At 71.2% G+C, this 24,617-nt stretch carries 22 protein-coding genes and 2 pseudogenes; 6 read left to right on the forward strand and 18 right to left on the reverse strand.

Annotated features, from left to right (window positions below):
* Positions 1–184: 184 nt before the first annotated feature.
* Both ACWD5O_RS12050 and ACWD5O_RS12055 read right to left on the reverse strand, forming a co-directional pair.
* The gene (locus tag ACWD5O_RS12050) at positions 185–1,024 is read right to left on the reverse strand and encodes a GNAT family N-acetyltransferase (RefSeq protein WP_450085298.1); all 840 of its coding nucleotides are present in this window, start codon (positions 1,022–1,024) and stop codon (positions 185–187) included.
* A 56-nt stretch (positions 1,025–1,080) separates the two neighbouring features.
* Positions 1,081–2,304, reverse strand: a complete 1,224-nt coding sequence (locus tag ACWD5O_RS12055) for an MFS transporter (RefSeq protein ID WP_354963270.1) — start codon at positions 2,302–2,304, stop codon at positions 1,081–1,083.
* A gap of 112 nt (positions 2,305–2,416) precedes the next feature.
* Between ACWD5O_RS12055 and ACWD5O_RS12060 the strand changes: the two genes are divergently transcribed.
* Positions 2,417–3,004: a PadR family transcriptional regulator gene (locus ACWD5O_RS12060; RefSeq protein ID WP_354963271.1), complete on the forward strand. Its 588-nt coding sequence runs from the start codon at positions 2,417–2,419 to the stop codon at positions 3,002–3,004.
* A 160-nt stretch (positions 3,005–3,164) separates the two neighbouring features.
* Here ACWD5O_RS12060 and ispG read toward each other — a convergent pair whose 3' ends face one another.
* The 6 genes from ispG to ACWD5O_RS12090 form a co-directional block, all read right to left on the reverse strand.
* The gene (gene ispG / locus ACWD5O_RS12065) at positions 3,165–4,337 is read right to left on the reverse strand and encodes a flavodoxin-dependent (E)-4-hydroxy-3-methylbut-2-enyl-diphosphate synthase (RefSeq protein ID WP_450085299.1); all 1,173 of its coding nucleotides are present in this window, start codon (positions 4,335–4,337) and stop codon (positions 3,165–3,167) included.
* A gap of 8 nt (positions 4,338–4,345) precedes the next feature.
* The gene (locus ACWD5O_RS12070; RefSeq protein WP_450085300.1) at positions 4,346–5,596 is read right to left on the reverse strand and encodes a M50 family metallopeptidase; all 1,251 of its coding nucleotides are present in this window, start codon (positions 5,594–5,596) and stop codon (positions 4,346–4,348) included.
* Complete coding sequence (dxr, locus tag ACWD5O_RS12075) at positions 5,596–6,807, reverse strand: 1-deoxy-D-xylulose-5-phosphate reductoisomerase (RefSeq protein WP_450085301.1); 1,212 nt, start codon at positions 6,805–6,807, stop codon at positions 5,596–5,598. Before dxr ends, ACWD5O_RS12070 begins: the two co-directional genes overlap by 1 nt.
* Before the next feature lie 80 nt (positions 6,808–6,887).
* A complete protein-coding gene (locus tag ACWD5O_RS12080) occupies positions 6,888–7,340 on the reverse strand; it encodes an LppU/SCO3897 family protein (RefSeq protein WP_450085302.1) in 453 nt (150 codons plus the stop codon).
* Between the two features lie 376 nt (positions 7,341–7,716).
* Positions 7,717–8,415 (reverse strand): right-handed parallel beta-helix repeat-containing protein, encoded by a 699-nt coding sequence (locus ACWD5O_RS12085; RefSeq protein WP_450085303.1) that lies wholly within the window; start codon positions 8,413–8,415, stop codon positions 7,717–7,719.
* Positions 8,416–8,803: 388 nt separating this feature from the next.
* Complete coding sequence (locus ACWD5O_RS12090) at positions 8,804–9,355, reverse strand: GNAT family N-acetyltransferase (RefSeq protein ID WP_354963277.1); 552 nt, start codon at positions 9,353–9,355, stop codon at positions 8,804–8,806.
* 51 nt (positions 9,356–9,406) lie between these two features.
* Between ACWD5O_RS12090 and ACWD5O_RS12095 the strand changes: the two genes are divergently transcribed.
* Together ACWD5O_RS12095 and ACWD5O_RS12100 are read left to right on the forward strand one after the other, a co-directional pair.
* Positions 9,407–10,309, forward strand: coding sequence for a YhjD/YihY/BrkB family envelope integrity protein (locus ACWD5O_RS12095; RefSeq protein ID WP_450085304.1), 903 nt, complete (start codon positions 9,407–9,409; stop codon positions 10,307–10,309).
* A gap of 54 nt (positions 10,310–10,363) precedes the next feature.
* Positions 10,364–11,959 (forward strand): phytoene desaturase family protein, encoded by a 1,596-nt coding sequence (locus tag ACWD5O_RS12100; RefSeq protein WP_450085305.1) that lies wholly within the window; start codon positions 10,364–10,366, stop codon positions 11,957–11,959.
* Here the strand turns inward: ACWD5O_RS12100 and ACWD5O_RS12105 are convergent.
* Positions 11,940–12,592, reverse strand: a pseudogene (locus ACWD5O_RS12105) (TMEM175 family protein). The gene ACWD5O_RS12100 and the pseudogene ACWD5O_RS12105 sit on opposite strands and share 20 nt — an antisense overlap.
* A gap of 197 nt (positions 12,593–12,789) precedes the next feature.
* The gene (locus ACWD5O_RS12110) at positions 12,790–14,370 is read right to left on the reverse strand and encodes a Rieske 2Fe-2S domain-containing protein (protein ID WP_354963280.1); all 1,581 of its coding nucleotides are present in this window, start codon (positions 14,368–14,370) and stop codon (positions 12,790–12,792) included.
* A 200-nt stretch (positions 14,371–14,570) separates the two neighbouring features.
* On the opposite strand from ACWD5O_RS12110, the gene ACWD5O_RS12115 reads away from it, so the two are divergent.
* On the forward strand, positions 14,571–14,792 hold the full coding sequence (locus tag ACWD5O_RS12115; protein ID WP_354963281.1) for a DUF2631 domain-containing protein: 222 nt from the start codon (positions 14,571–14,573) through the stop codon (positions 14,790–14,792).
* 83 nt (positions 14,793–14,875) lie between these two features.
* Here the strand turns inward: ACWD5O_RS12115 and ACWD5O_RS12120 are convergent, their stop codons facing one another.
* The 3 genes from ACWD5O_RS12120 to ACWD5O_RS12130 form a co-directional block, all read right to left on the reverse strand.
* Positions 14,876–16,036, reverse strand: a complete 1,161-nt coding sequence (locus tag ACWD5O_RS12120; protein WP_354963282.1) for a DivIVA domain-containing protein — start codon at positions 16,034–16,036, stop codon at positions 14,876–14,878.
* A gap of 31 nt (positions 16,037–16,067) precedes the next feature.
* The gene (gene rlmN, locus ACWD5O_RS12125) at positions 16,068–17,225 is read right to left on the reverse strand and encodes a 23S rRNA (adenine(2503)-C(2))-methyltransferase RlmN (RefSeq protein WP_450085306.1); all 1,158 of its coding nucleotides are present in this window, start codon (positions 17,223–17,225) and stop codon (positions 16,068–16,070) included.
* Between the two features lie 104 nt (positions 17,226–17,329).
* Complete coding sequence (locus ACWD5O_RS12130; protein WP_450085307.1) at positions 17,330–18,730, reverse strand: phosphatidate cytidylyltransferase; 1,401 nt, start codon at positions 18,728–18,730, stop codon at positions 17,330–17,332.
* A gap of 111 nt (positions 18,731–18,841) precedes the next feature.
* Between ACWD5O_RS12130 and ACWD5O_RS12135 the strand changes: the two genes are divergently transcribed.
* Complete coding sequence (locus tag ACWD5O_RS12135) at positions 18,842–19,213, forward strand: hypothetical protein (RefSeq protein ID WP_450085308.1); 372 nt, start codon at positions 18,842–18,844, stop codon at positions 19,211–19,213.
* 73 nt (positions 19,214–19,286) lie between these two features.
* On the opposite strand, the gene frr is transcribed toward ACWD5O_RS12135, so the two are convergent.
* The 5 genes and pseudogenes from frr to ACWD5O_RS12160 all read right to left on the reverse strand — a co-directional run bounded on the left by frr (position 19,287) and on the right by ACWD5O_RS12160 (position 23,975).
* Positions 19,287–19,844, reverse strand: coding sequence for a ribosome recycling factor (gene frr / locus ACWD5O_RS12140; RefSeq protein ID WP_354963286.1), 558 nt, complete (start codon positions 19,842–19,844; stop codon positions 19,287–19,289).
* Between the two features lie 88 nt (positions 19,845–19,932).
* Entirely contained in the window at positions 19,933–20,700 is a 768-nt protein-coding gene (pyrH, locus tag ACWD5O_RS12145) for a UMP kinase (RefSeq protein ID WP_354963287.1), read from the reverse strand.
* 161 nt (positions 20,701–20,861) lie between these two features.
* Positions 20,862–21,689: a translation elongation factor Ts gene (gene tsf / locus ACWD5O_RS12150; RefSeq protein WP_354963288.1), complete on the reverse strand. Its 828-nt coding sequence runs from the start codon at positions 21,687–21,689 to the stop codon at positions 20,862–20,864.
* A gap of 138 nt (positions 21,690–21,827) precedes the next feature.
* On the reverse strand, positions 21,828–22,742 hold the full coding sequence (gene rpsB / locus ACWD5O_RS12155; RefSeq protein ID WP_354963289.1) for a 30S ribosomal protein S2: 915 nt from the start codon (positions 22,740–22,742) through the stop codon (positions 21,828–21,830).
* Positions 22,743–22,954: 212 nt separating this feature from the next.
* Positions 22,955–23,975, reverse strand: a pseudogene (locus ACWD5O_RS12160) (hypothetical protein).
* Between the two features lie 265 nt (positions 23,976–24,240).
* Between ACWD5O_RS12160 and ACWD5O_RS12165 the strand changes: the two are divergent.
* Positions 24,241–24,600, forward strand: coding sequence for a YraN family protein (locus tag ACWD5O_RS12165; protein ID WP_354963290.1), 360 nt, complete (start codon positions 24,241–24,243; stop codon positions 24,598–24,600).
* The last annotated feature ends 17 nt before the right edge of the window (positions 24,601–24,617 follow it).

Genomic DNA, 24,617 nt, shown 5'->3' on the forward strand with positions numbered 1-24,617 from the left:
CGCAGACCGTGCAGGTCTCGGCCTACCCCGACGCCTACGCCCAGTGGGAGCAGCAGGCCACCGACCTGGTCGCCCAGCACTGGAACAGCTGACCCCACCGCACCACCGCACCACACTGACCGCTGGCCGGCACCCCACCCGGGGTGCCGGCCAGCGGCATATCCGAAGGACCGCCGGCGGGCGGTCAGAAGAGGACCGTGGCGAGGGTGCCGACCGGCTGGAAACCGCAGCGCTCGTAGACCCGGCGAGCCGGCAGGTTGAAGTCGTTGACGTACAGGCTGACCGTCGGGGCGACCCGCAGCAGCGCGTCGCGCACCACGGTCGCCATCGCGGCGGTGGCGATCCCGCGGCCCCGCCACTCCGGCGCCACCCAGACGCCCTGGACCTGCGCGGTCCGCTTGGTCACCACGGCCAACTCGGCCTTGAACACGACCTTGCCATCGACGAAGCGGGCGTACGCCCGGCCGGCGCGCACCAGGTCGTTGACCCGCCGGCGGTAACTGCGCCCGGCGTCCTCGGCCAGCGGGGAGACGCCGACCTCCTCGGTGTACATGGCAACCGCCGCTGGAAAGAGTCGGTCGACCTCACCGGAGCGGACCTGGCGTACCTCCGGGTCGACCGGTACGGCCGGTAGCGCGTCGGTGGCCAGCAGCGGCTGGTTGGGGCGGACGTCCCGGGCCGGACCCCAGGTGTCGGAGAGACGGTCCCACAGCCCGAGGACGGCGTCAGCGCGGCCGACGATGGAGGAGCAGAGCCGCTCCTCCCCCGCGAGCAGGTCGGCGAAGGCGGCCACCGCGGCGTCGTTGGCGAGCACCGGTGTGAGGTTGCCGCCGAGCCAGCAGAGCGATTCCAGGTTGCGCCGCGCGCCGTACCCCAGGATCCTGCCCTCGGCCCGCCACCAGGAGAGCCCGCGCGCGGCGATGCGTTCGGCGACCTGCGCGCCCGCGAACGGGTCGAGGTCGAGCAGTCGCTCGACCGCGCGGCGCTCCGATTCCCCCAGTTGCCGTACCGGCACCGTCAGCACGTGTCCAGCCTGCCAGATCCCACCCCCACCCCGCCGGCCGAGTGGCGAGGCCGGTCTCAGACGGTCACCGGCTCGTCCGCGGGGCTGGTCGACCTGGTCCGGCCGGCCCACCGGACGACCGGGGGCACCAGGGCACCGAGCAGGAGGAACAGCCCACCGAGCACCAGCCAGCCGGGCACACCCCAGCCGAGCGCGAGGGTGGTCACCACCACCGGTGCGAGCATCTTGCCCAGCTCGTAACCCATGCCGTACGCCCCCTGGTACTGCCCCTGCGCGTCGGGCGGCGCCAGCCCGAAGGAGATCCCCCACCCGGCGGCGGAGTGCCACAGTTCCCCGATCACGTGCACCAGCGCCCCGCAGCCGAGCAGGCCGACGGCGCCGGCGGTGGGGAGCGCGCCGCTCGCGGCGAAGAGTACGCAGGCCAGCGCGATGGCCACCCCCGCCCGGCGGGCGGCGCGGGCGGCTCCCGGCAGGGTGACGGCGCTGCGCGCGGCGCGTACCTGAAGGAGCACCACCAGCACGGTGTTGACCAGCGTCAACGCGGAGATCATCCAGGCGGGTGCGGCGGTGTGCCCGGCGATCCACAGCGGCAGGGCGATGGTGAGCAGGCTGAAATGCATGGACATCAGCCCGTCGAGCAGGGTGAAGGCGAGGAACGGGCGGTCCCGCAGGGCGATGAGCCGGGGGCCGTGCGTCGGGGCGGCGACCGGTGCGACGGTGGGCAGACGGACGAAGACGGCCGCGGCGGCCAGCGACGCCACCGCCGCGGTCAGGATCAGCGCCACATACCCGGCGCGGGTGTCGGCGGCGATGGCGAAGCCGCCGAGGACTGCGCCGACGGAGATCCCGACGTTGGTGGTGGCCCGCAGGTAGGCGCGGGTGTGCACCCGTTGGTCGGCCGGGATCGCGCCGGCGATCAGCGCGCCACGGGCACCGCGCTCGACCGCGTCGGCGAGCGCCGTGGCGGCGCCCACCACCAGGAAGGCGGGGAACGACCGGACCGCGATCAGGCCCGCGGTCAGGGTGCCGGCGGCGATCAGCCCGCCGACCTGTGCGCCGCGCGGGCCGAGGCGGTCGGCCAGGTATCCGCTCGGCGCGCTGGCCAGGACGCCGACCAGCGCCGAGATGGTCAGCCCGACGCCCACCTGGGTCGCCGACAGGCCGACCGATCGGGTGAGGAAGAGCGCGCTGGACACCAGCCAGAGGCCCCGACCGACGGTCTTGACCAGGGTGCCGAGGGTGAGGACCCGGGCGGGACCGGGCGGGGGAAGCAGGCGCATGCCGGACAGACTAGCAAGACGTATGTACGGTTTATTTAACTGGCCTTGTCGGCGATGCATTGCCGATATATCGTTGATGCATCAGCGACAGTACGCAGAGAGGAAGAACCCCATGAGGTTCCATCGACAGCAGCACCACCTGCACGAGGCGAGGATGCGGGGCTTCGGCTTCCCGCCGATCCCGCCCGGTCCGCACGGACACGGACACGAGCACGGCGGTCCCTGGGGCGGCCGTGGTCGCGGTCGGGGCCGGGGCCGACGCCCCAACGTCCGGGGCGCCGTGCTGGCCCTGCTCACCGAACGGCCGATGCACGGCTACGAGATGATCCAGGAGATCGACTCCCGCACCGGCGGTGCCTGGCGTCCGAGCCCGGGCTCGATCTACCCCACCCTCCAACTGCTGGAGGACGAGGGTGTGATCGTCGCCAGCACGGAGGAGTCCAGCGGCGGGCGGAAGCGTTTCACGGTCACCGAGGCCGGTCAGGCCGAGGCCACCCAGGCCGCGCAGACGCCACCGTGGGCGGACGTCGCCCAGGGCACGGTGAGCAGTTGGCACGACATCCGCGACTCCGGCGCCCAGGCGATGAACGCACTGCGCCAGGTGATGATGAACGGCACCGACGATCAGCGGGAGCGGGCCGCCCAGGTGCTCGACGAGACCCGGCGCAAGCTGTACGCCATCCTCGCCGAATCGGAGTGACACAAGAGCAGTGCCACCCGCCCCGCACGGGCGGATCCGGCACCCGCCACACACACACACACACACACACACACACACACACACACACACACACAGCGGCCGTTCCCCGGAGGGAACGGCCGCTCTGTGTGAACAGGTCGCCGGCGCGCCGACGAACGGATCAGTGCACGGTGACGGTCGGGCCGGTGACCAGCCCGCGCAGCTCCTCGGGAAGCTCGGCGCCCATCTCGTCGGCGATCCGCAGCGCCTCCTCGATCAGCGTCTCCACGATCTGCGCCTCGGGCACCGTCTTGACGACCTTGCCCTTGACGAAGATCTGGCCCTTGCCGTTGCCGGAGGCGACGCCGAGGTCGGCCTCGCGAGCCTCGCCCGGGCCGTTGACGACGCAGCCCATGACGGCCACCCGCAGCGGCACCGGCAGCCCTTCCAGACCGGCGGTGACCTCCTCGGCGAGCTTGTAGACGTCCACCTGGGCCCGGCCGCAGGACGGGCAGGAGACGATCTCCAGGCCGCGCTCACGCAGCCCCAGCGACTCCAGGATCTGGTTGCCGACCTTGATCTCCTCCACCGGCGGGGCGGACAGCGACACCCGGATGGTGTCACCGATCCCCTCGGCGAGCAGGGCGCCGAAGGCGACCGCCGACTTGATCGTGCCCTGGAAGGCCGGGCCGGCCTCGGTGACGCCCAGGTGCAGCGGGTAGTCGCACTGCTCGGCCAGCTGCCGGTACGCCCGGATCATCACCACCGGGTCGTTGTGCTTGACCGAGATCTTGATGTCCCGGAAGCCGTGCTCCTCGAACAGCGAGCACTCCCAGAGCGCCGACTCGACCAACGCCTCGGCGGTGGCCTTGCCGTACTTGGCGAGCAGCCGCTTGTCCAGCGAGCCGGCGTTGACGCCGATCCGGATCGGCGTGCCGGCGGCGGAGGCCGCCGCGGCGATCTCCTTGACCTTGTCGTCGAACTGGCGGATGTTGCCCGGGTTGACCCGGACCGCCGCGCAGCCCGCGTCGATCGCGGCGAAGACGTACTTGGGCTGGAAGTGGATGTCGGCGATCACCGGGATCTGCGACTTCTTGGCGATCGCTGGCAGCGCCTCGACGTCGTCCTGGGACGGCACGGCCACCCGGACGATCTGGCAACCCGACGCGGTCAGCTCGGCGATCTGCTGGAGGGTGGCGTTGACGTCGGAGGTGAGGGTGGTGGTCATCGACTGCACGGACACCGGCGCGCCGCCGCCGACCGGCACCGAGCCGACCATGATCTGGCGGCTGGCCCGGCGGGGAGCGAGCGACGGGGGCGGTACGGCGGGCATACCGAGACGGACAGCGGTCACTTCAGCACTCACCTTGGGAAGAGCGTGATCGGGTTGACGACGTCCGCGGTGATGGTCAGCAGCGTGAACACGCCACCGATCAGGATCACCACGTACGTGAAGGGCATCAGCTTGAGGTAGTCGACCCGTCCGGGGTCGGCACGGCCGATCTTCGCGTACAGCCAGGACCTGGCCCGTTCGAACCAGGCGATAGCGATGTGGCCGCCGTCCAGCGGGAGCAGCGGCAGCAGGTTGAACACGCCGATGAAGAAGTTCAACGAGATGAACAGCGTCACGAACAGCAGCCAGGCCTTGTTGGCGAACGCCTCGCCGCCGAGCCGGCTGGCGCCGACCACGCTGATCGGGGTGTCCACGTCACGTTCGCCGCCGGTGATGGCGGTCCACAGGGCGGGGACCTTCTGCGGCAGCCGCTGCAACGCCTGGACGGTGCCGACGGCCAACTCGCGGGTGAAGTCGCCGGTGGCGCCGAACGCCGCGACCGGCCCGTACGTCACCCGGGTCGGCGTGGTGGGTACGAGGCCGACGCCGAGTGCGGCGACCGGGGCGACGGTGCCCTTCGGGTCGTCGAGCGGCGGCCGCTGGGTCTGCGCGAGCACGGTGCTGGTCTTCGCCGGCTGCCCGTCGCGCACGTAGTCGATCTGGGCGGGGTCGCCGGGCTTCAGCCCACGCAGGGCGACCAGCAGCTCGCCGTAGTTGTTGATCGGCGTGCCGTTGATCGAGGTGATCCGGTCGCCGTCGCGCAGTTGGGCCTGGGCGGCGGGGCTGGCGACGTCGCCGGGGGCGCAGGCCCGGGGGGCGTTCTCCGGGACCACGCAGTCGGACAGCGCGATGACCGCCGGTTCCTGGCGGATCTGCGCCTCGGTGGTGGGGAAGTCGCGGTTGGGCAGGCCCAGCGAGACGGCGGCGATCCAGATCGCGATCAGTGCCAGCGCGAAGTGGGTGATCGAGCCCGCGGACATGACGATCGTCCGCTTCCAGACCGGGTAGCGCCACATCGCCCGCGGCTCGTCGGCCGGGTCGACGTCGTCGTCCTGCGCGGTCATCCCGACGATCTTGCAGAAGCCGCCGAGCGGAATGCCCTTGACGCCGTACTCCGTCTCACCCCGCTTGAACGACCAGAGGGTGGGGCCGAAACCGACGAAGTACTTGGTGACCTTCATCCCGAACGCCTTGGCGGTCAGCATGTGACCGGCCTCGTGCAGGCTGACCGAGACGAGGATGGCCAGGGCGAAGAGCGCCACCCCGAGCAGGTTTGCCATCAAGCTCCTTCCACCGAACCCGCGATGATCTCCTGCGCGTGAGCGCGCGCCCACGACTCCGCCGCGAGCACGTCCTCGACGGTACCTGGTTCGGTGAAGTCCGGAGCCTCGTCCAACACCCGTTCGAGCGTGTCGACGATGCCCAGGAACGGCAGCCGACCGGCCACGAATGCCTCCACGCACTCCTCGTTCGCCGCGTTGTAGATCGCCGGGCGGCACCGGCCGGCCTCCCCGGCGGCCTTGGCCAGCGCGACGGCCGGGAACGCGGCGTCGTCCAGCGGCGCGAACTCCCAGGTGTGCGAGGCGGTCCAGTCGACCGCCGTGGCGGCCCCCGGGACCCGGTCCGGCCAGCCGATGCCCAGCGCGATCGGCAGCCGCATGTCCGGTGGGCTGGCCTGCGCGATGGTCGAGCCGTCGGTGAACTCGACCATGGAGTGGATCACCGACTGCGGGTGCACCATCACTGTGATGTCGGCGTAGGGCACGTCGAACAGTTCGTGCGCCTCGATCACCTCGAGTGCCTTGTTGACCATCGTGGCCGAGTTGATCGTGACGACCGGCCCCATGTTCCAGGTCGGGTGGGCGAGCGCCTGATCGGGTGTGACCTCGGTCAACTCGTCGCGCCGCCGACCCCGGAACGGGCCGCCGCTGGCGGTGACGATCAGCCGGCGCACCTCACCGCGCGACCCGGAGCGCAGGCACTGGGCCAACGCCGAGTGCTCCGAGTCGACCGGCACGATCTGCCCCGGCCGCGTCACCGCGGCCTTGACGAGTGGTCCGCCGGCGACGAGCGACTCCTTGTTGGCCAACGCGAGAGTACGACCACCGCGCAGCGCGGCCAGCGTAGGCGCGAGCCCGAGCGAGCCGACCACCCCGTTGAGCACGATGTCGCACGGCCACTGGGCCAGCTCGGTCATCGCGTCCGGGCCGGCCACGATCTTGGGAAGCTTGAAGTCGCCGGTGGCCCAGCCGCGCCGGCTCGCCTCGGCGTAGAACGCCAGCTGGAGGTCCTGCGCGGCGGAGGCCTTGGCCACCCCGACCGCGTCGACGCCCAGTTCGAGAGCCTGTGCGGCGAGCAGTTGGACGTTGCCACCGCCCGCGCCCAGGGCGACCACCCGGAACCGGTCCGGGTTGCGCCGGACGATGTCGATGGCCTGTGTGCCGATCGAGCCGGTGGACCCGAGCAGGACGAGGTCGCGGGGGGAAGTCACCCGGCCATTCTTCCCCACCGCCGCTGTACGCCCGCTGGGAGCCTCAGCCTCGCCGCCCACCTACGGGGTTCCGGCGGCGATCAGGCAGGGCTGACGCAGAAGACGACGTCGAGGAAGCCGGAGCGCTTCGCCCAGTTCGAGTAGTGGTAGTCGGCGAAGCCGGGTGCCTGGGCCTCGCACAGCGCGTCGGCCTGCGCCTCGTTGGCGACGGCCTGCTCGATGCGGGCCAGGACCCGCCACGTCCCGGAACCGCACGGGGTGATCTCGTACACCACGCTGGCTGCGTCACCGACGTTGTGCACACACTGCCCAACCTGCACGAACTGCTCATCGCCATTGGCCCTGGCGGTGGGCGGAGCCGCCGAGGTCGGGCTGGCCTCGACGCTGGCCTCTGCCGACGGCGTGTCACGGGAACCGACCCACTCGATCACCTGGAACACCACGCCCACGATGCCTGCGAGTGCGGCGGCCGCCCCAAGCCAACGCAGCACGGCACGCAGCCGGCCTGAGGTGGAACCGGTTTCGTCATCCATGCTTACCTCCGACCTGTCGCTGCCCGTTCCAACCCGAGCCGGTCCGACGCCGATTCGATGTCCACGATGGCACGGGTTCGGTGGCGGTTCTGCACGCCGTTGAGGAGCGGGGCGCACGCACGGACCCCGACTCCCGCCCTGTTGACGCAGGTCAGTAACCACGCGGCGGTCGTGACCCGTCTAGCCTCACCGACGCCGACGGGCGGCCGCTGTCTGATGTCCGACCGCTTGCTGCAACACACGTGAGCGATGATCGACTCTGGATCACGGAAGTCGGGGTATCCCCGACACCCGGATACCCCGACATCGCCGGAACCGTGTTGATCAAGGAGTCGGCGGAACGACCGGGGGCCGCCGGAGCGGCCCCCGGTCGGGCCTAGCCTCCGTTGATCACGAACTGTGACCCCGGCTGGATGACGATGTTGCCGTCGGCCGAGTTGGTGATGGTCACGTTGGTCAGGTTGGCGTTGCCGCGGGCACCGCTCATCGCGAGGATGCCGGCCCCGTTGTTGGACTTGTCGATCCGCACGTTGGTGATCGCGACGTTCGGCATGTTGCCGCCGCCGTTCTTGAACTGGATGCCGTCGTACGTGGAGTCGTAGATGTCGGTGTCCCGGATCGTGACCCCCGTGATGTCTCGCGTGGCGGGGAAGAGGGTGATGGCGCCGAACTCCTGGTCCTCGTTCCAGAAGACGCCACCGGCCCGGTAGAGCCCGTTGCTGGCGATCAGCGTCGTCCCAGAGAAGGGCAGCGGGTCGTGGTCGGTCGCCAGCATGATGCCCGGGTAGTTCATGGTGTCGTAGATCAGGTTGTTCTCGATCGAGTTGTCGTAGCCGCCGTAGATGGCGATGCCGTTCGCCCGCCAGGGCAACTGGATGGTGTTGTTGACGAAGTGGTTGTCGTGGGCGATGTCCACGTTCCGGTCCTTGACGTACGGGTTGGCCCAGACCGCCAGTGCGTCGTCGCCGGTGGTGCGGAAGGACGACAGGTGCGCGACGGCCGCCGACCCGACGGTGGCGATCACCGTGGCCGCGGCTGTCGCCGCCACCATCCTGAACAGATTCGTTCGTCTCATCACTGTCCTGTCGTTGGGGGACGGCGCCGCGGCGGGCTGACCGCGGCGTGGGGCGTGACTCGGCGCGTCATCGGCCGGGCGCGCGGGGGCGCGTCGGCTGGTGTGGGGAGGTGGCGGCGGGTTCGGGGGAGAAATAGCCGCCTAGACGGCCCGCCAGATTTTTCGACCTCATGCAAAGAATCAGGCACGTCTTTGTCGAGATTTTGCATGACGTTGACCAGATGTTACTGACGTGCTACGAGGGCGTCAACACTTCGACCACGGTGACTATCGACGACCGTCGGTTCCCTCGCTCGGACGAAGCCGCGGCCCCCGTGCGCGTCGCGTCCGTGAAAGGAAGGGCCCCTTATTAACGCCAGGCGTTAATAAGGGGCCCTTCCTTTCACCCTCAGCCGGTCGGGGCGGTCAGGACGAACGTCTCCAGCTCCTCACCGCCGTACCAGTCGGTGCTCCGGCCCACGTGGGCCATCCCGAGTCGCCGGCAGACCGCCATCGACGGATCGTTGCCCGGCGAGACCACCGCGTGGATCTTCGGCGTCCCGGCCGCGAACTCCCGCGACATGACCGCACGGGCCGCCTCCGTGGCGTAGCCGTGGCCCACCGAGTCCGGGTGCAGATGCCAGCCCACCTCGATGTCCCCGGTAAGCATTTCCTCGTCCTGTCCTGGCAGGGGCTTTAGCACCACCGTCCCCGCCACCAGCCCGGTGTCCCGCACCTCGATCGCCCAGGTGCCGTACCGGCCGTGGTCGTCCGCGTGCCGATCCCGCCAGATCTGCAGCCGTTCAGCGGCCTGCCCCGGGTCGGTCATCGGCAACCCCGGAGACACCGCCAGCCAACGAGTGATCTCGGAGCGGGAGTAGATGTCGTAGATGCGGGCCAGGTCGGCCGGGTCCGCGGTCCAGTCACGCAGGATCAGGCGTTCGGTGGTGAGAACGGTCATGGCGGGCGATCTTAATGAGTGGCCGGGCCGACGACGGGGAAAGAGATCGCGGTGGGCAGCGGATGGCAGCGGACGAAGCGGATCGTCAACGCCGCGTTCCGCCCTGTGCGCGGACGGGACCTGTCACTGCACGCCGCCGCGATCACGTTCTACGGCGCGATCGCCGTGGTGCCGGTGGCGCTGCTGGCGATCTGGCTCACCACGCTCGTCGCCGGGGCCGACCGTGTACGCCGGCTCACCTCGTACGCCGTGGAGGCGCTTCCCACCGCGATCGGGGCGCCCCGGGCGGTGGCCGCGCTGGTCAATGCCGGGGCGGAGTTGACCCCGGTGCTCGCACTGGCCTCGCTGCTGCCCGCGTCGCTGTACGGCGAGGGCCTGCGCCGGGCGTTCGTGTCGGTGGCCGCGCCCCGCACCGACGAGCACCTGGTCGGCTGGCGCGGCCGGCTGCTGCTGCTGCCACTGCTCGCGCCGGCCCCCGCGCTGCTGCTGTCGATCCTGCTGGCGCTGCCGCCCACCACCGGGCTGGTCCGGCGGGGCGGCTGGATCGGGGCGCTGGGCGTGGTGCTGTCGTTCCTGGCGGTCTGGCTGGTGCTCACCCCGGTGCTGATGTGGGTGTTCCGGGTGGTCGGGCCGGCGTCGCCGGACTGGCTCTCCACGCTCGGAATGGGATCGTTCACCGCGGCGAACCTCTCCGGCTTCATGCACGGCTTCGTGCTTTTCGCCTCGCTGCCGCTGGACCTGGGCGTGCCGTTCGGCGGCTTCGACGAGATCGGCGCGGGCGTCGCCGTCCTCCTCTGGCTCTACCTGTTCCACGTGATCGTCCTGGCCGGCTACTCGGCCACCCTGGCCCTCTCCCACTGGCGTGCCCCAGCGCGCCCCCACCGACCCGACCACCCCGGGTTGATCAAGAGGTTTGCGTCACCAGACGCCGTCCCGATGACGCAAACCTCTTGATCAACCCTCGGAAGGGGTGGAGGGGGGTGGGGGTGAGGGCTAGGCTGCCGCGGCATGAGCAGCGAACTTCCCGGCCGCGCCGACGTCGTGATCGTCGGCGCGGGGCACAACGGTCTGGTCTCCGCCATCCTGCTGGCCCGCGCCGGCCTGGACGTCCTGGTGCTGGAGGCCGCCGACGTGATAGGCGGCGCGACCCGCACCGAGAACCCGTTCCCGAAGGTGCCGGGGCTGCGCCACTCCACCGGTTCGTACCTGCTCGGGCTGATGCCGCCGGAGCTGCTCGCCACGCTCGACGTGCGGATCCCGGTGCTGCGCCGCGACCCGCACTACTTCCTGCCCACGCCGGGCGGTCTCGGCTCGCCGTACCTGCTCTTCGGCAGTGACACCGCGGCCACCCGGGCACAGTTCGCCGAGTTCTTCTCCCCCGCCGACGTGGCCGCCGACGACGCCATGCAGGCCGAGCTGGCCGCGCTGCGCGAGGACCTCGCCCCGGCCTGGCTCGCCGAGCCGCTGACCGCCGAGGAGACCGCCGACCGGCACGTCCGCCCGGCGCTGCGACAGGCGTTCGTCGACCTGGTCCGGGGCTCGGTCGCGGACTACCTCGCCCGGTTCGAGTTCCGCTCCGAGCTGCTGGTCAGCATGTACGCGGTCACCGACGGGCTCTCCGGGCTCAACGCCGGCCCGGACGACCCGGGGACGGGCCACAACTTCCTGGTGCACAACATGTGCAGACTTCCCGGCTCGGGCGGCACCTGGATGATCGCGGAGGGCGGGATGGGCACCGTGTCGCGCACCTTCGCCGACGCCGCCCGCGCCGCCGGCGCGACCATCCTGTCGGGTACGCCGGTGACCGCGGTGACCCTGGACGGCGGCGCGGCGAGTGGTGTCGTGCTCGCCGACGGCCGGCAGGTCGCCGCCCGGGTGGTGCTCGGCGCGTGTGACCCGTACCGGCTGATGGACCTGTTGCCCGACGGCGCGCTGCCGGCGCCGCTCGGCGAGCGGATGGCGGCGGTCCGCCGCCCCGGCACCACCCTCAAGCTCAACCTGGCGCTCACCGGGCTGCCGCACTTCTCCTGCCTGCCGGCGGGCACGCCGAGCCCGTTCGGTTCGACCATCCACCTGCTGCCCGGCTCGGCGTCGCTGGTCGGTGGCGACGCCACCTCGCCGATGGCCGCGCTGCGCGCGATGTGGGCGGACGTGCAGGCCGGGCGGCTGCCGGCGGAGCCGACCATCGAGTGGTACCTGCACACCACCGTCGACCCGTCGCTCTCCGACGCCGCGGGGCACCACTCCTCGGCGCTCTTCGTCCAGTCGGTCCCCTACGAGCTGACCGGCACCACCTGGGACGCGGAGCTGCCCGGCTACGTCGACCGGCTGATCGGGATCGTCGAGCGGTACGCCCCCGGCACCGCCGACCTGATCGCCGACGCGGTGCCGCTACCCCCGCCGGGCATCGAGGCCCACTTCGGCATCACCGGCGGGCACATCCACCACGTCGACAACACCGTCTCGTTCGCCGACCGGATGCCCTACGCCACCGGGATCGACGGCGTGTACGCCGGCAGCGCCGGCTGCCACCCGGCCGGCAGCGTGATCGGCGCCGCAGGTCACAACGCCGCCCAGCGGATCCTCAGCGACCTCGGCCGCTGACCCCGTCGCCGACCTCGGCGGCGAAGCGGGGCAGGTCGCCGGGGCGGCGAATGAGGGAGAGGCCGACGAGCAGCAGGTAGAGGACCAGGCTGAGGATCGGGTCGACGAAGACGAAGGCGAAGGCGGTCAGGTAGAGCAGCGGACGCACCAGCAGTCGCCGGGAAACCGCCCGGGCCAGCTCGGGGTCCAGGCCGGGGTGCAGCAGTTCGCGCCGGCGGGCCCACCACCAGCTCAGGTTGAAGAAGAGCGACTCGCCGAGCACGGTGCCGAGGTAGAGAGCGCCGGTCAGTCGCTGCTCGGTCGCGCTCCCGCGCAGGTTGTCCGACAGCAGGTCGGCGGTGAACGGGATCGCGGCCACGAAGAGCAGCACGAGCAGGTTGAACACCACCAGCGGCTGGTCGACCCGGACCACGTACCGCCACATGTTGTGATGGCCGAGCCAGATCTGGCCGGCGATCCCGAAGGTGATCACGTAGGCCAGGTAGGACGGCCAGGCGTGGGCGAGCGCGTCCGGAAGCTCCCGCCCGCTCTCCCGGGCGGGGCCGTTCTGAAGCAGCTCGACGGCCATCACCGTCAGCACGACCCCGAAGACCCGTCGCTGAACGTCTCCACCCGCGCCGCGTCCCGGGCCATCTCCCGGCCGCGCCCGTACCGGTACGCACCCTTCTGCGCGTCCGCCCCCGCCACGCCCCGCCCCGCTCTCGATGGGTCCGGTTGGTTCCGGACCGCGGCTTTCGCCGCTCTCCACTGCATCGTGGCGCATCGAGAGGCCGCGCGGACGCGGATCGGGCGTGCGGCCGGGCACCCACCTCGGGTGCCCGGCCGGCTCGTCAGCTCAGCGCCTCGCCCGCCGGGGCCGGGGTCTCCGCGTCGACGCGGTGGGCGCGGACCTTGTGGCCGACGCTCGTCAGGCAACGGCCGCTGGGCAGGTCGAACCGCCAGCCGTGCAGCTGGCAGGTGAGCTGGTCGCCCTCGACGATGCCGAACCGGGTCAGGTCGGCCTTCAGGTGCGGGCAGCGCCGCTGCACCACCCAGTCGCCCAGGGTGATGTCCTCCGCGTCGGTGGTCCGCTCATGCTCGTCGTACCAGCCCTCGGCGTACTGGAGCCGCTCCTCGGAGAGGCACTTGAAGAACGCGTATACGAACTCGTTGTACTGGCCGATCCGGGCCGCCGAGAACCGGCAGGAGAGGAAGAGCGAGTTGACCCAGTCCACCTCGTCAATGAAGAGCAGGTGCTCGATCAGCGCCCGCTCGGTACGGAACCGGTAGCGGACCTTCTCGTCGGCGTACGGCCGGACCTCCTTGCCCGGGAAGTCCACGACGATCGACTCGACGCTCTCACCGTCGTAGCCCACCAGGTCGAAGCGGACCGGCCCGCCGACGCCCTTGGCCAGGTAGATCGACTCGTCGAGCAGCGGCTCGATGCGGCTCTTCATCCCCGCCAGCACGTCCACCTCGGGGTGCCGCCAGGACGCCTTCTCCGCCTCGATGACGGGCCGCTTGCGCTCCCGCATCTCCTCCAGGTGGGCGACCTTGTTCGCGAAGAACTCGTCGACCGGCACCGGGTGGGTGGTCGTGGCGCCCTCGGTGGTGACCTCGGCGACGCTGCCCGGCAGCAGCACGATCCCGTTGGTGCCGCCGACCTTGGCGTACTCCGCCATGAAGACGGACTGGTCGGGGAAGATGTTGCCCTCGTCGCCGTGGATGTCGTTGAACTGCCACAGCGCGTCGTCGAGGAAGCACGGCGGGCCGGCGATCGGGAAGACGTGCGACGCCTTCAGATCATCGATGTAGCGCCACGTACGGTCGAACTGCCGGTCGCGCTTCTGCTTGCCGAACGCGGTCTTCGCCGCCTGCGGCAACTCGTAGACCATCGGGTACCAGATCGCGCCGGAGAACTGGAGCAGGTGCGCGTGCACGTGCCCCAGCTCGGCGAAAATGCTCAGGTCGGTGGGGCGGGCGTCGTTCTGGTTGAGCAACCGCACCCCGTCGTACTCCACCCAGAGCGAGGAGTCGCCAATCGGGCCGTCGGTGGGGCTGGTCAACGCCTGAATCATGATCTTCAGCCCGCCGTCCAGCTCGACGACCTGCTCGTTCGGCGCCTTGAGGAACTTCGTGAAGCCCAGCGCCCGCAGCTCGTCCTCCATCTCGGAGGTGGGGAACTCGGGCAGCAGCACGGTCGCCTGCTTCGACACGTACCGCTTCAGGTGCGCCGCGTCGAAGTGGTCCCGGTGCAGGTGGGAGACGTACAGGTAGTCGACCTGGCCCAGGGTCTCCCAGTCGAGCAGGGAATTGTCCGGAAATGGAAACCAGGACGCGAAGTAGGCCGGGTTGACCCACGGGTCGCACAGGATGCTGCCCGCGGCCGTGTCGATCCGCATGCTGGCGTGCCCGGTTCCGGTCACTCGCACCGCACAGTCCCCCTCAAACAGACAATCAGGTGTACGCCAAACGCTACCGGAGGGAGTCTGACCGCCGCCTCGCGACGCCGGTAGTGCCGTCCGGCCCGGACGGGGAGGGGGCCCGATGACCGGGAAACCCCCACCGCGCCGCCCCGGGCAGGAGGCGTGCCAGACTAACCGGAGATCCGATCGCGAGGGAAGGACCGACAGTGGCAGGAAGCGAGCCGGTAACGTCGCCAGACCAGCACAAGCCCGGGCACCGGAAGGCCGGGCGGATCGGCGCGGTCCTCACCGCGCTGGCGCTGCTGGCGATGATCTGCGGCAACCACGAAGGCAAGGTCGAGGACATCTGGCTGGTCGGCCTGGCCGTGCTGCTGCTGGTCATCGTGATCGGCGACGCCGTGCTGCGGCGCAACGGTCTGCGCTCCTGACCGACCGCCTGCCGGACGACCGGCCGACGTACGTCGAGGGCCCGCCCCCACCCGGGGACGGGCCCTCGTCCGTACGCGTCGGGTCAGCGCCCGAAGAGGATGTCCTGCACGTCCTTGAGCGCGGCGTCGACCTCGGCCTCGAAGTAGCCGCCGGGCACCAGACCGAACCGGAGCGTGTCCAGGTCCTTCGGGTTGACCGGCATCGGGTTGCGGCCCTGCATGCCGCCGAGCAGGGTGTCGAAGAACCGGTCGACCTGGTCCGGGTCGTATCCGCTGCCGAACCGGCGCACCTGGAAGCGACGCCGGATCTGGTCGACGCGGTACAGGTCGCTGCCGGGCGGGCCGGCCATCGGCGGACCGCCCATCGGCGGGCCGGGCACGGCGGGCGGACCGGCCATCGGCGGGCCACCGATGCCCTGCTGCGGCATCGGGGGCGGGCCGGCCGGGCCACGGCGCATGTCGCGCAGGTCCCGCTCGGGCATCCGGATCTCGGCGGTCATGTCCGCACGGCCGTGCCGACCGGCCTCGAAGCCGTCGAAGCGCGGCTCCTCGGGCGGGTAGCCACCGGGCGCACGTTGGTCGTCGTACCCGCCGGGCGAACGCTGGTCGTCGGGGCCGTACCCGCCGGGCATCCGCTGGTCGTCGGGGCCGTAGCCACCGGGCATCCGCTGATCGTCCTGGCCGTAGCCACCCGGACCGGCGGGTAGGCCGCGCGGCGGGAGACCGTGCCCGCCCATCGGGCCACCCGGACCCATCGGGCCGGGACCGGCCGGGCCGCCCGGGCCACGCGGCGCGTCGTAACCGCCGCGGGGGGCGTCGTACCCACCAGCGAAGGCGCCGGTCGGCTCGTCGTACCGGCCGTAGCGGTCGGGCGGGCCGGCCTGCGCCGGCATCGGCCGAGGCGGCATCGGCTGCGGGACCATGCCCCGGTCGTCGCGCATCGGCGGGCCCAGCCGGTCCGGTGGACCCATCCGGGGGTCGCCGCCACGCCCGGCGGCACCGCGCTCCTCAAGCTCGGCCAGCTGCCGCTCGACCCGGTCCAGGTGCAGGTCGACCTGCCACTCGTCGTAGCCGTTGAACCGGACCCGGAAGACGACGTCGTGGACCTCCTGGGAGGCCACCGGCGCACCGACCTGCCGGCCGTCGAGCGTCGCCTCGACCCGGTCGAGGAAGGCATCCACCTCGTCGACCTTGTATCCCCGGCGGAGCGCCTTGCGCCGGAAACGCTGACCCTGACTCGCCACTATGTCTCCTGGTCTCGTTCGCCACGCCCGGTCACGCCGGTGCCTCTCCGGCGCGGTCGGTGTTGGTGTCGTTGTCCTCGGCGGCGGCGAGCTGGCCACACGCGCCGTCGATTTCGCGACCTCGGGTGTCCCGAACGGTGGTGGACACCCCGGCGTCGCGCAACCGCCGGACGAACTCCCGCTCAACCGGCTTCGGGCTCGCGTCCCAGCGGCTGCCCGGCGTCGGATTGAGCGGGATGAGGTTCACGTGGGCCAACTTGCCGGCCAGCAGCCGCCCGAGCAGGTCAGCTCGCCACGGCTGGTCGTTCACGTCCTTGATCATCGCGTACTCGATCGACACACGACGGCCCGTCCGGGCGGCGTAGTCCCACGCTGCGTCCAGCACCTCGGCTACCTTCCAGCGCTGGTTTACCGGCACGAGTTCGTCGCGCAGATCATCATCGGGGGCGTGCAACGACAACGCAAGGGTCACTGAGAGGTCTTCGCTGGCCAGTCGGCGGATGGCCGGAACCAGCCCGACCGTGGAAACGGTGATGTGCCGCTGCGACAGGCCGAGCCCCTCGGGAGCCGTGCTGACCAGGCGGCGGATCGCCGCGATCACCCGAGAGTAGTTGGCCAGTGGCTCGCCCATGCCCATGAAGACGACGTGCGACAGCCGCGGTGGAGACCCGGCGACCGCACCGGAGGCAGCCACCCCGGCCAGGTACACCGCCTGGTCGACGATCTCGGCGGTGGACAGGTTGCGGGTCAGCCCGGCCTGGCCGGTCGCGCAGAACGGGCAGGCCATGCCGCAGCCCGCCTGGCTGGAGATGCAGACGGTCACCCGGTCCGGGTAACCCATCAGCACGCTTTCCACCAGCGCGCCGTCGTGCAGCTTCCACAGCGCCTTGCGGGTCGCGCCGTCGTCGCAGGCCAACTCGCGGACCGGGGTGAGCAGCCGGGGCAGCAGTTGGTCGGCCAGCCGCTCCCGGGTCGCCGCGGGCAGGTCGGTCATCTCCTGCGGGTCGCGGACCAGCCGCCCGAAGTAGTGGTTGGAGACCTGCTTGGCGCGGAAGGCCGGCTCGCCCAACCCGGTGACCAGCGCCTGGCGGCCGGCCAGGTCGAGGTCAGCGAGGTGCTGCGGTGGCATGGAGGCCCGGCGTGCGGCGGGGGCGTCCGAGATGGCGGGGATCAGCGGCAGGCTCGTCATGGCTGGTCCAGTGTGTCACGCCGTCGGCGGCACGTACCTGTCCGGAGGTGTCGAACCGGCCCCGACCGCCGGGTCGGGATGACCGGGGCGCCGTGATCCATGCCTCAGCTCACCACCGGCACGAAGATCGCCAACAGTAGGTACGCCGTCGGCACCGCGAACAGGATCGAGTCCAGCCGGTCCATCAGGCCGCCGTGGCCCGGCAGCAGGTTGCTCATGTCCTTGACCCCGAGATCCCGCTTGATCATCGACTCGGCCAGGTCACCGAGGACCGCCGCGCACGAGATCGCCAGCCCGAACACCGCACCCCACCAGGGAGCAAGGTCGAACATCAGCCAGAGCAGCAGGGCGCTGCCCAGCGCCGCCGCGGTGACCGAGCCGGCGAAGCCCTCCCAGGACTTCTTCGGGCTCACCGACGGCGCCATCGGGTGGCGACCGAAGGAGACGCCGGCCGCGTACCCGCCGGTGTCGGAGAGGACCACCGCGACCAACGTCGCCAGAATGCGCAGCGGACCGTCGTCCGGGGCCGCCGCCAGCAGCGCCGCGAACCCGCCGAGGAACGGCACGTACACGGCGATCAGGGTGGCCGCGGTCAGGTCCCGCTGGAAACCGCCCGGGCCGTCGCCCAACCGCCAGATCATGGTGCCCAGGACGGTGACCAGCAGACCCAGGCTCAGCGCGTCCGGGCCGGCGAACCAGGCCAGGCCCACGGTCAGCACGCCACCGGCGATCAGCGGCACCAGCGGCGGATGAGCCCCGCTGCGCCGGACCGCCCTCGCCATCTCCCAGATGCCGACGGCGATGGCGGCGGCGATCACCGGCAGGAACGCCAACGGGTAGAAGACCAGCGGCACCACGATCAGCGCGCCGAGGCCGAGCCCGACCCCGATCGCCGCCGGCAGGTTCCGGCCGGCCCGCCCGTTGCCCACCTGCTGGGTGGCCGGTCGGTCGGCACTGGCCCGGCGTCGGCCCTTCGACCGCCGGCCGGACGGAGGCTCCGACCCGCTCACCGCGTCCTGGTCCGGAGCGAGGTCGGCCCGGATGGGCGCGAGCTGCGCGGTCGGATACCCGGAATCGTCGTCGTAGTTGACCGGACCACCGGCGTCGCCGAAGCGCTCCGGACCGTCGTGCCGGGTCGGGGCGTCGCCGCCGACGGGCGGACGGTCGGCGTACCGGCCGGCACGGCCCCGGTCGTCGTACCGGTGGGGCTGGTTCCGGTCGTCCTCGTACCGGTCCCGCTCGTCGAAGCGGTCGCGCCGGTCCCGGTCGTCGAAACGGTCCTGACCATCCGGGCGGACCGTCCGGCCATGCTCGTCGTACGCGTCCGGGGGGTACGGGTCGGCGTACGGGCGGGTGCGGGGCTCGGCGTACAGGTCAGGGCCGCCGGCCGGACGACCGCTCCACTGGCCCGGTTCGAGCTCCTGCTCGGGCCAGGGCAGGGCCACCGGCCGCTCCGGCCGGTCCCAGCCGCGGGGCTCGCCACTGTAGGGGTCGGGGTGGGTCATCACGCACCGCGACGCGGCACGAGAACCACCACATGACGCAAGACCACAAGCATCCCCTACCGGCGCGACTTTTTCCTCTGGTCGACCGCCCCGACGGTCGGTCGATTCCCGGTGTTCACCGCCCGGTGGCCGGGAATCCTGCCGAGCCTACTGCACCCGCCGGACCGGCACGGCGGACGAGGCACGGCGACGGGCATCGCCCTGGTCGCCGGAGTCGAGGCCATCGCCCGCAACTGCCCGGCCGGCCCTCACCTCATGTCGGCCTCGCTGGTGCAGGACGGCCTGCCGACCCTCTGGGCCACCTCGGGACGGGGTGCCGGCGAGATCCAGTGCGACGACGGCACAGTCGAGCTCGGGATGGCCTTCGCCCGGAGAGATCCGGTACTGCACCTGGGCAGGGCCACTGTTCGCTTCGCGCTGCGCGACTGGTACACCGGGGAGCAGCTGGCCGAGAGCACCAGGACCATCTGGATCCCCTGCTGACGTACGACGCGAGGCCCGTCCCCGGCGTCGGGGGCGGGCCTCGCGGCAGCTCAGCCGTCGAGCGGCCAGAGGATCACACCTCCAGCAGCTCGGTCTCCTTGTGCTTGACCAGGTCGTCGATGTTGGCCGCGTAGCGCTGGGTCAGGTCGTCCAGCTCCTTCTCGGCGCGGCGACCGTCGTCCTCGCCGGCCTCGCCGTCCTTGACGATCCGGTCCAGCTCCTCCTTGCCACGGCGGCGGACGTTCCGGATCGCCACCTTGGCCTCCTCGCCCTTGTGCCGGGCCACCTTGATCATGTCGCGGCGGCGCTCCTCGGTCATCTGCGGGAGCAGGATGCGCAGCTGGTTGCCCTCGTTGTTCGGGTTCACCCCGAGGTCCGAGTCGCGGATCGCCTTCTCCATCGCATTGATCTGCGAGTTGTCGTACGGCTTGATGATCGCCATCCGCGGCTCGGGGATCGCGACGGACGCCATCTGGGTCAGCGGCGTGGGGGTACCGTAGTAGTCGATGATGATCTTGGAGAACATGGCGGGGTTCGCGCGGCCGGTGCGGATGGCGCCGAACTCCTCCTTGGCGTGCTCGACCGCACGCTCCATCTTTTCCTCGGCCTCGAGGAGGGTGTCGTCGATCACCGGTCTCCTCGCCTCCTTCTGTGCTCGTCGTGGGCTCTGCTGAAAGTAGCCGGGACCGCTGCTGCCGTCGCCGCGGGCGGGGCGGGGCTCAGGCGGTGATCAGGGTGCCGATCTTGTCGCCACCCACCGCGCGGATGATGGTGTCGTCACCCTGCGCGCCGAAGACCAGCATCGGCAGGCCGTTCTCCATGCAGAGGCTGAACGCCGCCGCGTCGGCCACCCGCAGGTTGCGGCGCAGCGCCTCGGAGAAGGTGATCGAGTCGAGCTTGCTCGCGGTGGGGTCGACCCGGGGGTCGGCGGTGTAGACCCCGTCCACGCCGTTCTTGCTCATCAGCACCACGTCGGCCCGGATCTCCAGAGCCCGCTGGGCGGCCACCGTGTCGGTGGAGAAGTACGGCATCCCCGCGCCAGCGCCGAAGATGACCACGCGGCCCTTCTCCAGGTGCCGGATCGCCCGCAACGGGATGTACGGCTCGGCGACCTGCGCCATGGTGATGGCGCTCTGCACCCGGGTCTCGATGCCTTCCTTCTCCAGGAAGTCCTGCAGGGCGAGGCAGTTCATCACGGTGCCCAGCATGCCCATGTAGTCGGCGCGGGCCCGGTCCATCCCACGCTTCTGCAGCTCCGCGCCGCGGAAGAAGTTGCCGCCACCGACCACCACGGAGACCTGCACGCCGCGGCGGACCACGGTGGCGATCTGCCGGGCGATGGCCTGGACGACGTCCGGGTCGACGCCGATCGCGCCGCCACCGAACACCTCACCGGAGAGCTTCAGCACCACCCGACGGGCGCGTCCGGGCGGCGGCGCCGTCGGATCCTCCACCGCCAGCGTCCGGTCACTCACAACCTGCGTCATCCGCCCCGCCCTTCCCCACGCGCACGCCCCGTGCGGCGCGTACCGCGAACCTGCCGCTGCCGACCCTATGTGACGAGGAGGCCGCGGTGCCTGTCACGTACACCGGCGGCCTCCTCCTCGACGTCTCCTGCCCACGGGCGCCCACGGCGCCCGGCGGCGGCTCAGGCCTGGCCGACCTCGAACCGCACGAAGCTGGTGACCTCGATGCCGGCCTCGGCCAGCATCTGCTTCACCGACTTCTTGTTGTCGGCCACGGACGCCTGCTCGACCAGGACGTAGTCCTTGAAGAAGGCGTTCACGCGACCCTCGACGATCTTCGGCAGGGCCGCCGCGGGCTTGTTCTCCTCGCGGGCGGTCTGCTCGGCGATGCGCCGCTCGGACTCGACGACCTCGGCCGGAACCTCGTCCCGGGTGAGGTACTTCGGCCGCATCGCGGCGATCTGCATGGCGACACCACGGGCGTCAGCGTCGCCCGCTTCGTCGCTCTTGCCGCTGTACGACACCAGCACACCGACGGCCGGCGGCAGGTCCTGGGCCTTGCGGTGCAGGTAGACCGCGGTGGTGCCCTCGACCTTGGCGAACCGGTTGAGCACCAGCTTCTCGCCGATCTTGACGGACTGCTCCTGGATCAGGTCGGCAACGACCTTGCCGTTCAGCTCGCTGGCGAGCAGCTCCTCGGCGTTGTTCACGCCGGAGCGCTCGCCGTGCTCGACCAGCTGCTGGGCCAGGGCGATGAACGACTCGGTCTTGGCCACGAAGTCGGTCTCGCAGTTGAGCTCGAGCAGCGCCTTGCCGGAGTGGGCGACCAGGCCGTTGGCGGCCGTACGGCCGGCCCGCTTGCCGACGTCCTTGGCGCCCTTGACGCGCAGGATCTCAATGGCCTTGTCGAAGTCGCCCTCGGCCTCGGTCAGCGCCTTCTTGCTGTCCATCATGCCGGCGCCGGTGAGGTCGCGGAGCTTCTTGACGTCCGCGGCGGTGAATTGGGACATGGCTCTCTCTTCGGTGTTGAGACGGCGTGTGGATGGTCAGAGGTGCCGGTTACCCGGAACCGGGCCGATCGTGCCCGGCGTACCGTCGCCGCCCGCCGCCCGTCCGGAAAAACGGACGACGGGGCAGCGACGGTGCGGTCACTCCGCGGCGGCGGTCGCCGGCTGCTCGGTGGCGGCCGGTGCCGGCTGCTCGGTGGCGGCCTGCGCCGGCTGCTCAGCGGCGGCCTGCGCCGGCTGCTCGGCCGGGGCGGCCGACTCGTCGGCCTTCTTCGGCTGCTCAAGCAGCTCGCGCTCCCACTCGGCCAGCGGCTCGTCGGTGGCGACACCCGGCTCGGGCTTCTCGTCGGTGCCCCGGCGGCGGCCGGAACGCGCGATGAGACCGTCCGCGACGGCGGCGGCGACGACCCTGGTCAGCAGCTCGGCCGAGCGGATCGCGTCGTCGTTGCCCGGGATCGGGAAGTCGACCTCGTCCGGGTCGCAGTTGGTGTCCAGCACCGCGATCACCGGGATGCCCAGCTTGCGGGCCTCGTCGACGGCGATGTGCTCCTTCTTGGTGTCGACGATCCAGACCGCAGCCGGCAGCTTCTGCATGTCCCGCAGACCACCCAGCGTGCGGGTCAGCTTGATCTTCTCGCGGGAGAGCTGCAGGGTCTCCTTCTTGGTGTACCCGGCGGCGGTGCCGCTCAGGTCACCCAGGGCCTCCAGCTCCTTCATCCGCTGAAGGCGCTTGTACACCGTCTGGAAGTTGGTCAGCATGCCACCGAGCCAGCGGTGGTTGACGTACGGCTGGCCGACGCGGGTCGCCTGCTCGGAGATCGCCTCCTGAGCCTGCTTCTTGGTGCCGACGAAGAGGATGCTGCCACCCTCGGCGACGGTCCCACGCACGAACTCGTACGCCTTCTCGATGTACTCGAGGGTCTGGCGCAGGTCGATGATGTAGATGCCGTTGCGCTCGGTCATGATGAAGCGCTTCATCTTCGGGTTCCAGCGCCGGGTCTGGTGCCCGAAGTGGACACCGCTCTCCAGCAGCTGGCGCATGGTCACGACGGCCATGGTGGGTACTCCTCAAGATCCCTGGTTGTCACGCCCGGCCGGTGGCCGGGCGTCCTGGCGCCTGGTCGCCGGCCATGGTGTTCCCGACCAAGATCGGGACCAGGGAGGCCGTCGCCCCACGACGATTCGTGGAGAGGGCGCGCGAGGTCGACCGCACGAGGCGGTCGCCAGTTGGCCAGTGTACGCCCCTGCCCGCCCGCCGGGCTGCCGGGTCAGCCGGCGGCGAGCGCGGCGGCGACGAAGAGCACCAGGCCGACGGTCAGGTACGCCGTCGGTGGGCGCAGCCAGCCCCGACCGTTGTCGGAGAGCGCCAGACCGCCGGTTCGTAGCCCGTACAGCCCGGTTGCGAAGATCGGCAGCCCGGCGACCAGGAACATGCCCACCACCACGTTCCCGGCGGACAGCGGGTCGCTGGTCACCCCGTCGAGCAGCACCCGCAGCGCCGGGATCTCGAAGATCAGCACCAGCAGGGCGAAGAGCACCGCCAGCGCCGGGCGGCGGGTGCGGTAGACGCCGTCGGCGGCTGGCGGGTACACCGGCGGCTCCGCCGCGGGCAGTTCACCGCCCCGGGGACCGACCGGCGGCATCGGGCCGGTCGGCATCTCCAGCGGGTGCGGCTGGTCGCCACCGCGGGCCGGGTCGACGATCGGGTACCCGCTGAGCGGGGCGGGACGAGTCTGGTCAGCGAGCGCACCGGCAGTCGGATCGCCGGCGGACGTCGCCTCGCGGGCGCCGGTCAACGACATCGGCTCCCGCGCGGCCGTCGGCGGCGAGCCCGTCGAAGCCGCATCCCGGGCCCGGCGACCGGGCAGCTCACCGGAGACCTCCGAGGGGTCGCGGTCCGCCCGCCGCGAGCGGGCAGCACGGTAACCGTCGGCCTCCGGCCGGGCGTCACCCAGCGGGTCGACCGTCCCGAACCGCCCGGAGTCCGGTTCGGGCGCACCGGAGCGGCCCGGCTGGGCGCTGACAGCACCGAAACGCCCGGAGTCCGGTTCCGGAGCACCGAAGCGACCGGCGCCGGTGTCGTCGCCGTAGCGGCCCTCGTCGGCGCCGCGTTGATCGGGAACCCGGACCTCGTCGTCCCGGTACCGCGGTTCGCCCGCGCCACGCCACTCCGACTCGCCGTAGCCGCGACCCCGCTCGTCGGGATACCAGCGCGACTCCTGATCTTCCGGAAAGCCCCGTCGTTCGTCCACGTCCGGCACCGTATGCGACGGACTGCCGCCGCGCCATTTCAGCCCGGCGCCCGCCTCATCAGGACGCACGGTGCAGGATCGACGGCATCCACCACTGTGAGCGGTATACCTCAGAGTCATAACTATGCCTCTGCGGTATATCGGGTTCACGGCACATACCCTCCGCGAGGGCCTGCCAGGGCGGTATTCCCCCATAGCACAGGGCAGGGTTGATCGGTTGGTCGTCCACAGGACGGCCGTTGTCCACAGGTGGCCGGCGTCGGGGTCGCGGCGTTCGGGCCTCGGCGGGCACGGTGCCGTCCATGACGAAGCGGAACCAGGCGGTCGGCGCGTACGGCGAGCGCTGTGCGACCCGGCACCTGATCGGGGCGGGGCTGCGCCCGGTCGCCCGAAACTGGCGCTGCCCGGCCGGAGAGATCGACATCATCGCCTGGGACGGGCCCGTGCTCGCCTTCTGCGAGGTGAAGACCCGCCGGGGCGACAGCTTCGGCACCCCGGCCGAGGCGGTGGTTCCCGCCAAGGCACGGCGGCTGCGCGGGCTCGCCGCGCGCTGGCTGGCCGAGACCGGGACGACCGCCGAGGAGGTGCGGTTCGACGTGCTCTCGGTGCGGTTGCCCGATGCCGGTCCGGCCCGGGTCGACCACCTCAAGGGCGCGTTCTGAGATGCGCGCTCCGGGAG

It is taken from the genome of Micromonospora sp. NPDC005161 (assembly GCF_053599855.1).